Annotated in this window: 16 protein-coding genes; 12 read left to right on the top strand and 4 right to left on the bottom strand. The window is 57.9% G+C overall.

The features are described 5' to 3' along the window. Nucleotides 1–156 precede the first annotated feature (156 nt). The 5 genes from IOB61_RS05835 to IOB61_RS05815 all read left to right on the top strand — a co-directional run bounded on the left by IOB61_RS05835 (nt 157) and on the right by IOB61_RS05815 (nt 5526). Nucleotides 157–3243: a helicase-related protein gene (locus IOB61_RS05835; RefSeq protein WP_290813562.1), complete on the top strand. Its 3087-nt coding sequence runs from the start codon at nt 157–159 to the stop codon at nt 3241–3243. Beyond that, nucleotides 3240–3596, top strand: coding sequence for a S4 domain-containing protein (locus IOB61_RS05830; RefSeq protein ID WP_290813559.1), 357 nt, complete (start codon nt 3240–3242; stop codon nt 3594–3596). The genes IOB61_RS05835 and IOB61_RS05830 overlap by 4 nt, the downstream gene beginning before the upstream one ends. Before the next feature lie 4 nt (nt 3597–3600). Then, nucleotides 3601–3942, top strand: coding sequence for a ferredoxin FdxA (fdxA, locus tag IOB61_RS05825; RefSeq protein ID WP_085340888.1), 342 nt, complete (start codon nt 3601–3603; stop codon nt 3940–3942). A gap of 65 nt (nt 3943–4007) precedes the next feature. After that, a complete protein-coding gene (locus IOB61_RS05820; RefSeq protein ID WP_290813555.1) occupies nt 4008–4790 on the top strand; it encodes a pseudouridine synthase in 783 nt (260 codons plus the stop codon). Between the two features lie 226 nt (nt 4791–5016). Continuing rightward, nucleotides 5017–5526 carry a CarD family transcriptional regulator gene (locus IOB61_RS05815; RefSeq protein ID WP_085340886.1) on the top strand — a complete coding sequence of 170 codons (510 nt, stop codon included), beginning with the start codon at nt 5017–5019 and terminating at the stop codon, nt 5524–5526. 483 nt (nt 5527–6009) lie between these two features. Here IOB61_RS05815 and IOB61_RS05810 read toward each other — a convergent pair whose 3' ends face one another. Then, nucleotides 6010–6450 carry a DUF4442 domain-containing protein gene (locus IOB61_RS05810; RefSeq protein ID WP_290813550.1) on the bottom strand — a complete coding sequence of 147 codons (441 nt, stop codon included), beginning with the start codon at nt 6448–6450 and terminating at the stop codon, nt 6010–6012. 98 nt (nt 6451–6548) lie between these two features. Between IOB61_RS05810 and IOB61_RS05805 the strand changes: the two genes are divergently transcribed. From IOB61_RS05805 to IOB61_RS05790, 4 genes are all read left to right on the top strand, one after another. Further along, entirely contained in the window at nt 6549–7121 is a 573-nt protein-coding gene (locus IOB61_RS05805; RefSeq protein ID WP_290813547.1) for a TetR/AcrR family transcriptional regulator, read from the top strand. A 185-nt stretch (nt 7122–7306) separates the two neighbouring features. Then, a complete protein-coding gene (locus tag IOB61_RS05800) occupies nt 7307–8185 on the top strand; it encodes an SPFH domain-containing protein (RefSeq protein WP_290813545.1) in 879 nt (292 codons plus the stop codon). Nucleotides 8186–8198: 13 nt separating this feature from the next. Next, on the top strand, nt 8199–8384 hold the full coding sequence (locus IOB61_RS05795; RefSeq protein ID WP_290813542.1) for a hypothetical protein: 186 nt from the start codon (nt 8199–8201) through the stop codon (nt 8382–8384). Nucleotides 8385–8454: 70 nt separating this feature from the next. Continuing rightward, nucleotides 8455–9210 carry a Coq4 family protein gene (locus IOB61_RS05790; RefSeq protein WP_085340881.1) on the top strand — a complete coding sequence of 252 codons (756 nt, stop codon included), beginning with the start codon at nt 8455–8457 and terminating at the stop codon, nt 9208–9210. Nucleotides 9211–9235: 25 nt separating this feature from the next. On the opposite strand, the gene cobS is transcribed toward IOB61_RS05790, so the two are convergent. Then, complete coding sequence (gene cobS, locus IOB61_RS05785; protein WP_290813537.1) at nt 9236–10213, bottom strand: cobaltochelatase subunit CobS; 978 nt, start codon at nt 10211–10213, stop codon at nt 9236–9238. A gap of 247 nt (nt 10214–10460) precedes the next feature. Next, nucleotides 10461–11087: a DnaJ domain-containing protein gene (locus IOB61_RS05780; RefSeq protein ID WP_290813535.1), complete on the bottom strand. Its 627-nt coding sequence runs from the start codon at nt 11085–11087 to the stop codon at nt 10461–10463. Between the two features lie 72 nt (nt 11088–11159). Here IOB61_RS05780 and IOB61_RS05775 point away from each other — a divergent pair, with 72 nt between their 5' ends. Beyond that, nucleotides 11160–11438: a BolA family transcriptional regulator gene (locus IOB61_RS05775; protein WP_290813532.1), complete on the top strand. Its 279-nt coding sequence runs from the start codon at nt 11160–11162 to the stop codon at nt 11436–11438. A 4-nt stretch (nt 11439–11442) separates the two neighbouring features. Here the strand turns inward: IOB61_RS05775 and nhaA are convergent, their stop codons facing one another. After that, a complete protein-coding gene (nhaA, locus tag IOB61_RS05770; protein WP_290813529.1) occupies nt 11443–12690 on the bottom strand; it encodes a Na+/H+ antiporter NhaA in 1248 nt (415 codons plus the stop codon). A 173-nt stretch (nt 12691–12863) separates the two neighbouring features. On the opposite strand from nhaA, the gene IOB61_RS05765 reads away from it, so the two are divergent. Further along, on the top strand, nt 12864–13427 hold the full coding sequence (locus IOB61_RS05765; RefSeq protein WP_367272815.1) for a shikimate kinase: 564 nt from the start codon (nt 12864–12866) through the stop codon (nt 13425–13427). Then, a partial coding sequence (locus tag IOB61_RS05760; RefSeq protein WP_290813526.1) for an iron-containing alcohol dehydrogenase occupies nt 13424–13796 on the top strand: 373 nt, incomplete at its 3' end. The genes IOB61_RS05765 and IOB61_RS05760, both read left to right, overlap by 4 nt.

Below are 13796 nucleotides of genomic sequence, written 5' to 3'. Positions count from 1 at the left end.
CGTTAATCTGGCCCACTTAATTGGCGTAGATCCTGCGCCCCGGCCCCTCTTTATGGTGCACCCTCGCAAGACTTTTCTTGGCGGGGCTAAAGGTGATTCTTTTCCAACCGCAGTTGAGGGTTTCCCCTGACCCAATAAAACTCTAGGTCTGGACCTATGGTTGGACTGATTGATCGCGATAGCCGGGTGTGGGCCGTTTTGGGCCCAACCAATACGGGTAAGACCCATTTGGCGGTGGAGCGTATGCTGGGCCATCCCACGGGTATGATTGGCCTGCCGCTGCGCCTTCTGGCGCGCGAAGTCTATGACCGCATCGTCAAGCAAAAGGGGGTCGGCCATGTGGCGCTGGTGACGGGGGAGGAGCGGATTGTTCCTGCTTCTGCCCGCTATTTTGTCGCCACCGTAGAGGCCATGCCGCTTGACCGGCCGTTTTCCTTTATTGCCATTGATGAAATCCAACTTTGTGCCGACCCCGATCGCGGGCATATTTTTACAGATCGTCTGCTGCGGGCACGCGGCCAAGCCGAGACGATGTTCTTAGGCTCTGACACCATGCGGCCCATGATCCGCGCTATGATCCCGGGCATTGAGATCGAACGGCGCGAGCGGCTCTCGACCTTAAGCTATACCGGCGTCAAAAAGATCACCAAGCTGGCCCGGCGCAGCGCCATTGTCGCCTTCAGCCAAGAAGAGGTCTATGCCATCGCCGAATTGATCCGTCGCCATAAGGGCGGTGCGGCGGTCGTCATGGGGGCCTTGAGCCCGCGCACCCGAAATGCGCAGGTTGCCCTGTATCAATCTGGCGAAGTTGATTTTCTGGTGGCCACCGACGCAATCGGGATGGGCCTCAATATGGATGTTGACCATGTGGCCTTTGCCAGCCTGTCTAAATTTGATGGCAGGCGGCATAGGCCGCTTCGAGCCGATGAAATTGCCCAGATTGCCGGACGGGCCGGCCGCTTTCGCACCGATGGCACCTTTGGTGAAACCGCAGACTGCCCTGATCTCGACACCGAGACCATCGAGCGGATTGAAGGGCATCAGTTTGAGCCGGTTGATGCGCTGGAATGGCGGACATCAGATCTCGATTATCGGTCCTGCCAAGCCTTGATCGCCTCGCTAGAGGCACCCTCGCCACATCCCTCGCTGAAACGCTCCCGCGGGGCCATCGATGAAGAGGCGTTTCGCCGCTTGGCGATCTTGGAGTGGGTTCAGCCGTTCACGCGCTCCTCTGTCGGCGTGCGCCGCTTATGGGATGTCTGCCAGCTACCCGATTTTCGCAAAGCACCCCAAGATGAGCATGTTCATCTGATTGAAGGATTGGCCGAACACCTGCTTAAGCCTAAAGGCGTGATCCCATCAGACTGGTTCGCGCGTCGGGTAAATGAGCTCGACAGGACCGATGGTGATATAGAACAATTGCAACAAAGATTGGCAGCAATCCGCACCTGGACCTATGTCGCCAATCGTTCTGACTGGGTTGATGAAAATAGACACTGGCAAGGCCAGACTCGGGTGATAGAAGACCGACTATCTGATACACTCCACGAGCGCTTAATGCAGCGCTTCATTGATAAGCGTACCTCCGCCCTGTTGAAGGGCCTCAAACGGGAAAATGCCATGGAAGTTGACGTGAAAGAAACCGGCGAAGTGACTGTGGAGGGCCATGCGATTGGCCGCCTCGTCGGTTTGCGCTTTCAGGCAGATCCAGACGCCACTGGGTTGGAAGAGCGTGCCGTCAAGAATGCGGCGTTCCAAGCCTTGCGGCCGGAACTTACCCGTCGACTTGAGGCGATTGCCACAGGTGGCATCAACGACTTTGTCCTGTCGGATTTGGGTGTCATCATCTGGCGGGGCGATGAGATCGCCAAGCTGATGGGCCGCCAGCCCTTGTTGAAGCCAAAGGCTGTGATGCTGGGCGGCGAATTGGGTCCTGAAGATGTGTTGAAGCGCGCGCAAGAGCGGCTCGACAATTGGTTGCTGGAAATTGTGACCCGGGATCTGGGCCCCCTAAAGGCTTTGGCGGAAGCTGCGGAAGGCGAAAGCCTGAAGGGCCTTGCCCGTGGGGTGGCGTATCGGGTTGCTGAAGCCGGTGGCGTCATGGACCGGGCAGAGCTTGATGCCGATATCAAGCAATTGTCGCAAGAAGATCGCAAGGCGCTGCGCGCGGTGGGCTTACGCTTTGGTCGCGCCAATATTTATGCCCCAGCGCTTCTAAAGCCACGGCCTGCCCGCCTGCATGCTTTGCTTGCCTTCTTTGCTGCGGGTGGAGATCCCGCAGTCAGCGCGCCCTTCTTGCCGCCTTTGGGCGTGACGAGCTTTACCTTGACAGGTCCAGTTGAGCCTAAGCCCTTAGCCGCGGCAGGCTTCCGCGCCTTTGGCCAACGTGCCGTGCGGCTTGATATTGTCGACCGGATTGCCGACGCTTTGTTTGAAGCGGCAGAAGCGGCCAAGGGGCCTTGCCAGTTCCCGCCGGTCATTGTGTCGCTGCTCGGGGCGTCGAATGAAGACGCCGAAGCCGTGGTTGAGGCGCTTGGCTGGGAGAAGTTTGAGACGACCCGGCCCGTAAAGCTGCCTGAACCTGTCGCTGTTGAACCCGTTACCGATGCGGCGAGCGAGGCGGAAGTCAATGAGGGCGGTGCGCCGGATGGTGAGCCTAGCCCAGAGGCCGCGCCAGAAGCTGAAGCTGCGCCAGTGGTTGAGGCTGCAGCTGAAGCGGCCGAACTTCTTGAGGCAGGAACCACGTCAGAGCCTGCAGCGATGGAGACCGTCACTTTGTGGCGGCGGAAGCGCACAAAGCCACCCCGCACCGATCAGCGCCCGTTTAAGCGCGGCAATCCCAATCGGGCCCCGAACCCCCGTCCACAAGGCCAAGCGTCGGGCGAGGGCACACCCCGCGAACCCCGTCCACCCCGCCCCGAGGGCCAACGGCCCGCGCAGGGTGAGCGTCGCGATGGCAATCGTCCACCCCGTGAAGGCGGGTTTAAGCGCCCTGAAGGCGGTCGTCCGCCGCATCGCGGGCCAGAGGGTCGCAGCTTTGCCGCCGCCCCGCCGCGCCCAAGCACGGGCGGTGGTGCTGTTGATCCAACCAATCCATTTGCCGTTTTGGCAGCCCTTAAGCTGACCGCCGAACCGGCAAAGCCAGCCAAAGGCGGGCAGTCGTCGAAGAAGCATAAGGGCAAGAAACCCCACAAGGGCGATGGCAGCACGCCTGCGCCCACGGTGGAGCCACAAGCTGAATGAGCGAGGAGGCCGATCGCGCCCGGCTGGACGTTTGGCTGTGGCGCGCCCGCTTTTTTAAGACCCGCAGCTCGGCGACGGAATTCATCTCCCGCAAAGGGGTGCGTCTGGCGCGGGGCGGCTTGGCCGTCCGCAAGATTGACAAGCCCGGCTATACCATCGCGCCGGGCGATGTTTTGGCCTTTGCCATTGCAGGCCACCCCTACCATGTAGAAATTCTTGCTCTAGGTGTGAGGCGAGGGCCTGCATCCGAGGCCGTTCTGCTCTATAATACCGCAATCAGCCGGGACGAGGTTGACCTTTCGGGTCAGCGCGGTCACATCGGCGCCGAAAAACTACTAAGGAGCCCCCGCTAGGACCATGACCTATATCGTGACTGACGCCTGCGTGAAGTGCAAATATATGGATTGTATCGAAGTTTGCCCGGTAGATTGTTTCTACGAAGGCGAAAACTTTCTGGTGATCCACCCCGACGAATGTATTGATTGCGGCGTCTGCGAGCCTGAATGCCCGGTGGATGCGATCAAGCCCGACACCGAAGATGAGCCCGACGGCAAGTGGCTGAAGATCAATTCCGACTATGCCAAGATTTGGCCGAACATCACGGTTAAGGGCGAGCCGCCTGCAGACCGTGATGACTTTGCCAAAGAAGAGGGCAAGTTTGAGAAATATTTCTCGCCCAATCCCGGCGAAGGCAATTAAGCTATAAGCTTGGCGCGCTTAGCGCGTGCCCACAAGAAGGTCGCGAGGCCTTTGGAGTTAGTCTGATGAGTTGGTCCAAAACCTATGACGGCGCAGAGCCGATGCGCGTCAATAAATGGATGGGCCAGACCGGGGTCTGCTCGCGCCGTGAAGCCGAAGCCTTAATTGACGCGGGCTTGGTCTCCATCGACGGCGAAACCGTCGCCGACATGGGGCGCAAGATCCAGCCCGGTCAAACCTTGACCATTGCCGAAGCTGGCAAATCCCAACTCGACAATCGCTTCTCCATCGTCATCAATAAGCCGCCCGGCATTGTCTCGGCCCATCCTGAACCGGGGCAAGTCCCGGCGATTCGCTTGCTGACGCGCGAAAATCTGATCGGAACCTCCGACATCATTCCAGATGAGGAGATGAGCCTAGCCCCAGTGGGCCGCTTGGATATGGACTCACGCGGGCTCTTGGTTCTTTCTGAAGATGGCGTCTTGGCCAAAGCCTTGATCGGCCCACAATCGGGCCTTGAGAAAGAATATTTGGTGGCGATTGAAGGCATTATCACCGAGTGGGCCTTGGAAAAGCTGCGCTATGGCTTGGTGCTCGATGGCCGCGAATTGAAGCCCGCGGTGGTGGAAGTCATTGGGCGCTATCGCTTGCGCTTCATTCTGACCGAAGGCCGCAATCGGCAAATCCGGCGCATGTGCGAGGCGGTGGGCCTGTATGTGGTCGATCTGTGCCGTATTCGCATTGGCAGCTTGACCTTAGGTGACTTGCCTGAAGGCAAGTGGCGTTTATTGACGCCAGCCGAACGTCAGGCCCTGATTGGCGGCGCACAGCCTGTCGCAGCAAGTTAGATGTGCGGTAACGTCCGAGGCTGTCGCATCCTGCGCGCTTCACTTTCTGAATTATTTATGATATATGAACGGGGCTGGTGCAGTCCTGCACAGCATTCTCTGGTGGACCCCAGCCTTACGAAGCAAATTGGCTCAACATCGTAACGATCTTTTTTAGGAAAGCGCGTGGCGGTGCAAGTAGCTTTTTGTCTCTGACGGGCTGGCATGGTGCGAGGGTGAGTTCGCGATGAGCGACGTTAAGAAGACAACATTCCAAATTGGTGACTTTGTGGTTTATCCAGCGCATGGCGTTGGTCGGATCACCGGGATCGAATCCCAAACAGTAGCAGGCATGAGCCTGGAAGTTTTCGTCATTGCGTTTGATCAAGACAAAATGACTTTGCGCGTTCCCACATCAAAAGTGAAAACCGGCGGCCTGCGGGCTTTGTCTGGCCCTTCCATTATGGACGATGCCTTGAAGACTTTGACGGGCCGTGCCCGCATCAAGCGCGCCATGTGGAGCCGTCGTGCCCAAGAGTATGAAGCGAAGATCAATTCGGGCGACTTGATTTCAATCGCCGAAGTGGTGCGCGACCTGCATCGGGCCACCGACCAGCCAGAGCAATCCTATTCCGAGCGGCAATTGTATGAGTCCGCCCTCGACCGCATGGCTCGTGAAGTGGCTGCGATCGAAAGCGTCAACCGCGAAGAAGCCATCAAGAAATTGACGGGCACTTTGGCCACTCGCGCCGCATAAACCCGTTTCTTCATCGAAGAACAAAGGATCCCGGTTGGCCCCGCCAGCCGGGATTTTTTGTGGCCTTTGCGCTTCAGCCGTTTTCCGATGATGTGGCCCGGTCCAAGGGCCTGCTTTTCTTCTCGACCCATTTTGGTGGAACCGAGGGGGCACCAAAGTGCTTCTAAGAATGCTGCAACACCCCTTCACCGGCTTCGCCGGAGCTTCCCCATGAATGGGGAAGCGGCAAGCGGAAGCAATGGGGACTCGCCGCTTCCCCGTTTACGGGGAAGCTGTCCCGAAGGGACTGAAGGGGTACACCCACGATGTCATCCCCGCCGGAACGAAGTGGAGAGCGGGGACTTCAGGGGATTTTGCGAAACAAGGTCTGGGACTCGGCTAGCGCCGTCTGGGATGACGATTTGGGTGCCTGAGGCATCCCTTCACCCCCAATCTATCCACCCCCACCGCAGTCGCGGGTAGGATCAGCCCAAGGTCGCGTGTTCAGCGTGCCGATACCAGCCACCCTACTTTCATGCGGGCTACTTCTTGATCGCTTTCATTGCTCAGCGTCACATCGACTTGAAACCGGACTTTGCCGTCGGCTGCCAGACGGGCTACCAGATCGGGGCCTGGTTCGCTGGTTTTTGCTTTCGCGGTGATCGTGCCCTTGGCGATTTTGACATAGTCAATCGCGGCATCGGTGGCGATGGGGCGAACTTGCAGCAAGTGCTCGACAAATGCCCCACTCATGGCAGCCCCCGATGCGGCTTCGCCCAAGGTGAACAAGGCCCCCGCATGCAGGCTCGCGATATGATTATTGACTTCTGGACGTTGTTCAAGGCTGGCGGTGGCCTCACCCGCGCCAATGTCGAGAAGCGTGACCCCTGTTGTGTCGGCAAAGGGTACCGCTCCGGCCAAATGGTTCTTGATCATGTCATACATAGCTTGCTCTCCATAATGTATCCAATGGATACATTTCAGGCCTATCGGCTGTCAAGGCGGTTGTCAGGCGCGCTTGCTGGCTTAAAGATGGGCTGACCATGCCCAAGTCCGACTCAGATCAGCCCTATCACCACGGTGCCTTGAAAGAAGCCGCCCTTACGGCCGTGGTGGCACGTCTGCGTCGGGGTGAGGATGAATTGCCAACCGTGCGGGAACTGGCAGGCGAAATTGGCGTGAGCCATCGCGCCCTTTATCGCTATTTCGCCGATAAGGATGCGCTGAAACAGGCGGTGGCGGGTGAAGGATTTGCGCTATTGGCAGAGCGCCTTCCGAGCGGGTCTGACCTCAATGCGCTGTCGCTCATTGATGGCTTTTTGAGCTTTGCTTTTGACGAGACCAGCCTCTACCGGCTGATGTTTTCCCTGCGAGCGGCCGCTTTATTGGCCGAACCCGTTCCGGGCCAACAGGTTCGCCGGGTCATCGCCCTGGCCATGCAAGCCTTTGAGGATGGGGCAGGGGAGGAGGCAGTACGCAATCGCGTCTTCTCGGCCTGGGGGCTGGCGCATGGCCTGTTTGACCTGTGGCGTGCTGGTGCCTTGCGTGCCGCGACGCCCGAATTGGCCCATGAATTTATTCGTACCCGTATCTTGGAAAGTGGTTTGGTGGCTTGAGGCGGTACCCCCACGATGTCATCCCCGCCGAAGCGTGAGCTGCGAGCGGGAATCTTCGTGGGACTTTGCGGCACAAGTTCCCCGATTGGCTGCGCCATCGGGGACGACAGAGGGCAAAGCTCCTTTTCCGCTTGCATTATGATCACAAAGTGATATCATATTGATACTGAGAAAAGGAGTTTGAGATGTCTCGGACCGAAATTAACCGCACGGAAGAGCGTCCAACATTGTCGATGCCGGGCGTGCCTATGTTTCTTGCCTTTGTGCTGGCAATCATTGTGTCTGTTTATCTAATCGTAGCTGGCGGCGAAGATGCGAACTTTGCCCTCGCCTCGATTCTGATTGGCCTGAGCGCCTTTGGCATTTGTGGCTTTTATTCCATCCAGCCCAATGAAGCTGTGGCGATTTTGCTGTTTGGTGCCTATCGGGGCACAGATCGCGCGACGGGCTTGCGCTGGGTATGGCCCTGGTTGACGCGCAAGAAAATCTCCATGCGCGTCCGTAACGTCACGTCCGACAAGCTGAAGGTGAATGACAAGGACGGCAATCCGATTGAAATCGCCGCCAATGTGGTCTGGCGTGTGCAAGATTCCGCGCAAGCCCTGTTTGACGTCGATGATTATGAACGCTTTAGCCGGATCGAGATTGATACCGCGCTGCGCGATATTGCTGCCCATTATTCGTACGATCATGCCGCGGAGGGGGAGTTGACCCTGCGTGGCCATGCCGAAGATGTTGCCGCCCTATTGGGAGAGCGCTTGAACCAGCGCTTGGCGGTTGGCGGTATGCGGGTGGATGAAGCCCGTATCTCGCATTTGGCCTATGCAACCGAAATTGCAGGGGCGATGTTGAAGCGCCAGCAGGCGCAAGCCATTCTGGCGGCGCGCCAATTGATCGTGATGGGAGCTGTCGGCATGGTGGAAAGTGCGCTTGAGCAATTGTCAGCCCGTGGCGTTGTGACCTTGGATGAGGAACGCAAAGCCCAGATGGTCTCAAACCTCTTGGTCGTGTTGTGTGCCGACCGCGAGGCCCAGCCCGTCGTCAATGCCGGCACGCTCTATTAGGGCAGGGTGAGACATGGCCGCCAAGCCCCGTAAGCCGTTTCTATTGCGCATCAGCCCGCAGGTGTTGAGTGCGGTAGAGCGGCTGGCGGCTGCCGAGTTTCGCTCGGCCAATGTGCAAGTAGAAGTGCTGCTGCGCGAGGCTTTGTCCAAGCGCGGCATCGCCATTAAAGCCGACGATCCGCCAGAGGAAGAGACCTAGTTCACCACTTTTTTATAAAAATGACGTAGGCGTCACTTTACGACGGTACGAAATTTTGTTAGATAGGCTTATGACAGAAACGCTCCTCTCCCGTATCGGCTACGACTTTGGTGCAGCAGCACGTGGCATCAGCCGCTTGTTGAACAATAAAGAAGACACCAAGGCCGTTTTTGAAATCATGCGTGCCCTTTCAGGCCGCTCGATTCCCAATGGCTATATGCGCCTGCTGCGCTCGCAAGAAGGCGGTCGTATCGCCTATGACCGGGTAGAGTTGCAGCCCATTTTGGATGACCATGAGACGTTGGCCAAGCTGCCTGAAGGCAGCGTAGGCCGGGCCTATCTGGCCTTTGTGCAAGGTCGCAAGATCTCTGCTGAAGGCCTTGCAGAAGAAAGCCGCGCGACGGGCGATGAGATCGACTCGCTTCATCCCTATGCGTGGTATGGTCGGCGGATGCGCGATGTCCATGACCTCTGGCACGTGCTGAGTGGCTATCAGACAGACGCGTTGGGCGAAGCCTGCGTGGTGTCCTTTTCCTTCCCGCAGACGCGGTCTTTGGGCTTTGCCTTGATCGGTTTTGCGGCCGCACGTGAACTTCAGCGCCTGTTGCCAGGTCGGCCTGTGTTTAAGGCGGTGTGGCAGGCCTATCAGAATGGCCGCAAGGCGGCTTGGTTGCCGGTACAGCATTATGAGCGTCTGTTGGCAGAGCCTTTGGACGCCGCACGCAAGCGCCTGAATATCGCGCCACCAACCTATTATCTGGAAATACCAGCCAGCGAACGCGATGGCGTTCCAGCGAACCTAAAAGGTGCACCCGTGGCCGCCTAAAGCGCGGCCACTGGCGCTTATTCCTTTAGGCTACCCGCACGCGGTGGGCGGCTTCTGGCAAGTCTGCCCCGAAACAACGCTGGTAGAATTCAGCCACAGTTGGCCGCTCAAGCTCGTCACACTTATTCAAGAAGGTGAGGCGGAAGGCCAGTCCAACATCTTCAAAAATATCGGCATTTTGCGCCCAAGTGATCACCGTCCGCGGGCTCATCACGGTTGAGATATCGCCATTCATGAAGGCATTGCGCGTCATATCGGCAACCCGCACCATCTTGCCCAATTCCGCACGCTTGGCAGGATCAGTCTCACCCAGCTTCGCGGCCACAATGTCGGTCTCCACATCATGGTCGAGATAATTGAGCGTGGTGACAAGGGACCAGCGGTCCATCTGGCCTTGGTTGATTTGCTGGGTGCCGTGATACAGGCCCGTCGTGTCGCCCAAACCAATCGTATTGGTGGTGGCAAACAGGCGGAAGGCTGGATGGGGCTTAATGACCTTATTCTGGTCGAGCAGGGTCAAGCGGCCAGAGGCTTCGAGCACGCGCTGGATCACGAACATTACATCGGGGCGGCCGGCGTCATATTCGTCAAACACCAAGGCGACATTGCGTTGCAGCGCCCAAGGCAGAATGCCTTCACGGAATTCGGTAATCTGCTTGCCGTCTTTGAGAACGATGGCATCCTTGCCGACCAGATCGATCCGGCTGACATGGCTGTCGAGATTGACGCGCACCAAGGGCCAATTCAGGCGGGCAGCGACTTGCTCAATATGGGTCGACTTACCCGTGCCGTGATAGCCTTGAACCATCACGCGGCGATTATGGGCAAAGCCTGCCAAGATTGCGCGGGTGGTTTGGGGATCAAACTTATAAGTGGGGTCCAATTCGGGGACATATTCATTGGACTGGCTGAAAGCGGGAACCGTCAGCTTCGAGGCAAAACCAAAAACATCTTCGACCGAAACAGTCGTGTCAGGCAGCGCGGCAATCAATGTATCAGTCATGGTCGTTATCAGGTCCTCTTAGCGTCTTGTTTGAGGATCAGACGCGCGCCGTCAAGCATGCATTTCTGTTCGAACTGCTGACATGGTGCGCTGTGACATTTTTGCGAGGCTTTTCCGCAGGCGTCGTGGGCTTCCAACAACGCTTATCATCTCCACCAGAGCTTGAGTGGAGAGCGGGGACTTCAGGGGACTTTGCGGCATGGGGTCTGGGACTCGGCTTTGCCGTCCTGGATGACTACAACTTCTTTTAAGCCCGGCGCGCGGTCTTCAGCACCTTATAGGCCTTCACCACCGCATTGAGGCGGGTCTCAGCACTTCTATCCCCCCCGTTTGAATCTGGGTGATACTGGCGCACAAGGGCTGCATAGGTGCTGCGCACTTTGGCCCGGTCAGCATGGGCATCTAAGCCCAACGTATCGAGCGCTTTTAGAACGGGGGCAGAGGGACGGTTTTCTTGTGGATTAGGGGCGGGGCGACCTGCGGCGGCGCGACGGCCCGCGAAAGCTCTAAACGGGTCTTTGGTTTCATCACTCGTCGCAGCCTTCTTATAGACATGGGCGTCGGGCGAGTTGGCGCTGGCGCGGAATGTCCAAGTCGGGCGGCCACCATGGGCTGCCGCTTCGCGATGGGCGCGCGCATCATCTTCGGTCATGCCCTCGAAGAAGTTCCAATTCTTATTGTAGAGCGCGGCGTGCTTCTCACAAAAATGCCAGATCTCGCCCGGATTATCGCGGCTTTTGGGCGCACGACATGTCGCTTCGGCCCCACATCCATCGTGCTCGCACATTTGGACATCGGGGTTTACTTTGACAACCGGTGGCTTTCGCACCCGAATGTCCACAAATTTAGGGCGGTAGGAGAATGAATCTGTCATGAGGGGCCTAATATGCGTTTGACTGCCGCTACAGACAAGGACGAATGACCGATGGGACCCGTGCAAATACAGATGCGAAAAAAATTGACCGAGGCTTTTGCTCCGCTTGTGCTTGAAATCTTAGACGAAAGTGCCAGTCACGCTGGTCATGCCGGTGCCGCTGTTCATGCTGCCAAGCAGGGTGGGTCGGCAACAGGGACGGGCGAGACACATTTTCACGTCACGATTGTGAGTGCAGCCTTTACCGGCCTCAACCGCGTTGAGCGCCAGCGCGCCGTCTATCAGGTGCTCGCCGAGGAATTGGCAGGGCCCGTCCATGCCCTCGCGCTTAAAGCCAACGCGCCAGCCTAAGGGGTTAGTCGGCGCGGTCGCGGGCTTCAAACACGGGTTCAGGCTTGATGAAGGGGGCGGTTTCATCCCCCTCTGTTGAGGGGGCAACCTTATCGGCTGTCGGCAAGACGCGCGAAAGGATCAACAGGCCCAAAATGGCTGAGATGACAGAGCCCGCATAAACGCCAAGCCGCGTTGGCGTGGCAAGGGCAGGGTCCTTGAAGGCAAGCGCCCCGATAAACAGGCTCATGGTAAAGCCAATACCCGCAACACAAGCTACACCCACCATTTGCGGGAAGGTGCCTGGAAGCTTGGCGCGCATGACTTTGCCGGCCAAATAGCCACTGAGCGCAATGCCAATCGGCTTGCCCAGAACAAGGCCTAAGCCCGCACCCAAAGTCACCGGATGGGTGAGATATTTCTCAGCCCCCGCCAAATCGACCCCCGCATTGGCAAAGGCAAAGACTGGCATAATGCCATATAAGACCCATGGTCTGAAATCATGCTCCGCCTCGTGCAGGGGCGACTTGTCGTGGCGGTCGCGCATCGGCACGCAGGCAGCAACCAAAACCCCGGCAATCGTGCCACTCACCCCACTTTGGTGCATGAATACCCACAGCACGACCCCGACCAGTACATAAAGCCCGATCGCGCGGACTTTGAAACGGTTCATAGCGATCAGGATGCCCATCACCACGCCAGCTTGCACCAGATAGCTAAGATGCAACGTCTCGGTATAGAAAAAGGCCACAATCACAATCGCGCCCAAATCATCCACCACCGCAACAGCCAGCAAGAAGGCCTTCAGCGCGGGCGGGACGCGATTGCCCAGAAGAGACAACACGCCGAGCGCAAAGGCAATGTCGGTCGCCGCAGGGATCGCCCAGCCATGGCCAAAGCCGGCAGGTGCTGCAAAAAACACGAAGATCAGGGCCGGGACAGCCATGCCCCCAGCCGCACTAATGATCGGCAAAATCGCGGCTGTTGGGTTTGATAATTGGCCTTCCAACAATTCCCGTTTGAGTTCTAAGCCAACAAAGAAAAAGAAAATCGCCATCAGACCATTTTTGATCCAATAGGAGAATTTCATCTCGATCCCGCCCTCGGTAGGGCCGACGGTCACTTTGGTGTCGAGAATGGCATGATAGAGACCAGCCAAGGGCGAGTTGACCACGATCATGGCCAACACCGCCGACAAGACGAGAACGGTGCCGGGCAGTGCTTCTTCGGGCAGAAAGCCAAACGCTTTTTTGGCCGTGGAGGCGTTAGACATTTCGAACCTTCATTCTGTTTCAGTCGCGTCTTGTGTGTAGCTATGATTGGGCGAGGAATAAAGCATGCAAACTTGCTTCAGCGCCTTTGCCGGATGCGCACGTGCATAGCAATGGTGGGTTCTCCTTGCGGCTTGGAGTTGCGCCAAAGCCTGCGGGGCGTTACGTTTAGGCCATGTTTCAAGCGCAGCCACCCTTTCCTGTTCCGCTCAAACGGACCGTGGCGCTGGTTGGCCTCATGGGGGCAGGCAAGTCGTCGGTCGGGCGGCGCCTAGCAGCGCAGTTAAACGTCCCGTTCAAAGATGCCGATGATGAGATCGTGATTGCGGCGGGTCGGCCGATTGCCGATATTTTTGCCGAACGCGGTGAGGATGAGTTTCGCGCTGGCGAGCGCCGCGTGATCGCCCGCATCTTGGAAGAGCCGCCCCATATTTTGGCGACCGGCGGTGGGGCCTTTATGAACCCCGTGACGCGGGTCATGTTGCGCCAACGCGCGACGACGGTCTGGTTACGCGCGGATTTGGAAACTTTGGTCAAGCGCGTGTCACGCCGTGATGATCGGCCGCTTTTGCGCGCAGGCGACCCCCGCGAAATCATGGAAAAATTGATGGAAGTACGTTATCCGACCTATGCGGAAGCTGACATAATTGTAGAGTCCCGCGAAGGCCCGCACCATATTACGGTGGAGGCGGTGATTGCGGCCCTGCGCGCGCATGGGGATTTGGAGAGCGTGGCGTGAAGCAAACCGTTGAAGTGGCCTTAGATCAAAGGTCCTATGTTGTTGATATCGGCCAAGGCCTCTTGGCCGAAGCCGGGGCGCTGATCCGCCCGCTGATGAAACGACCCCGCGTTGCGATCATCGCAGACTCCACCGCTTGGGCGCTGCATGGCGGGGTGTTTGGCGATAGTCTTACCAAAGCAAGCATTACATGGGATTTGATCGAGATTGCCCCAGGTGAGGGTAGCAAAAGCTTTGCCAGTCTTGAACGGGTGACCGAGGCGCTGCTCGCCCTAAATCTTGAGCGCTCTGACCTGATTATCGCCTTTGGCGGGGGCGTCACCGGCGATTTGACGGGCTTTGCCGCCGGCATCACCAAGCGCGGCATCG

Origin of the sequence: Aquidulcibacter sp. (assembly GCF_020253525.1) — a bacterium.
Taxonomy (GTDB): domain Bacteria; phylum Pseudomonadota; class Alphaproteobacteria; order Caulobacterales; family Aquidulcibacteraceae; genus Aquidulcibacter.
The sequence above is the reverse complement of the archived record's forward strand: the minus strand, read 5'-3'. Positions and strand labels throughout refer to the sequence as shown.

Coding starts and splice junctions, on each gene's coding strand:
- IOB61_RS05835 (WP_290813562.1), top strand. CDS start 157: ATGGTTGGACTGATTGATCGCGATAGCCGGGTGTGGGCCGTTTTGGGC.
- IOB61_RS05830 (WP_290813559.1), top strand. CDS start 3,240: ATGAGCGAGGAGGCCGATCGCGCCCGGCTGGACGTTTGGCTGTGGCGC.
- fdxA (WP_085340888.1), top strand. CDS start 3,601: ATGACCTATATCGTGACTGACGCCTGCGTGAAGTGCAAATATATGGAT.
- IOB61_RS05820 (WP_290813555.1), top strand. CDS start 4,008: ATGAGTTGGTCCAAAACCTATGACGGCGCAGAGCCGATGCGCGTCAAT.
- IOB61_RS05815 (WP_085340886.1), top strand. CDS start 5,017: ATGAGCGACGTTAAGAAGACAACATTCCAAATTGGTGACTTTGTGGTT.
- IOB61_RS05810 (WP_290813550.1), bottom strand. CDS start 6,450: ATGTATGACATGATCAAGAACCATTTGGCCGGAGCGGTACCCTTTGCC.
- IOB61_RS05805 (WP_290813547.1), top strand. CDS start 6,549: ATGCCCAAGTCCGACTCAGATCAGCCCTATCACCACGGTGCCTTGAAA.
- IOB61_RS05800 (WP_290813545.1), top strand. CDS start 7,307: ATGTCTCGGACCGAAATTAACCGCACGGAAGAGCGTCCAACATTGTCG.
- IOB61_RS05795 (WP_290813542.1), top strand. CDS start 8,199: ATGGCCGCCAAGCCCCGTAAGCCGTTTCTATTGCGCATCAGCCCGCAG.
- IOB61_RS05790 (WP_085340881.1), top strand. CDS start 8,455: ATGACAGAAACGCTCCTCTCCCGTATCGGCTACGACTTTGGTGCAGCA.
- cobS (WP_290813537.1), bottom strand. CDS start 10,213: ATGACTGATACATTGATTGCCGCGCTGCCTGACACGACTGTTTCGGTC.
- IOB61_RS05780 (WP_290813535.1), bottom strand. CDS start 11,087: ATGACAGATTCATTCTCCTACCGCCCTAAATTTGTGGACATTCGGGTG.
- IOB61_RS05775 (WP_290813532.1), top strand. CDS start 11,160: ATGCGAAAAAAATTGACCGAGGCTTTTGCTCCGCTTGTGCTTGAAATC.
- nhaA (WP_290813529.1), bottom strand. CDS start 12,690: ATGTCTAACGCCTCCACGGCCAAAAAAGCGTTTGGCTTTCTGCCCGAA.
- IOB61_RS05765 (WP_367272815.1), top strand. CDS start 12,864: ATGTTTCAAGCGCAGCCACCCTTTCCTGTTCCGCTCAAACGGACCGTG.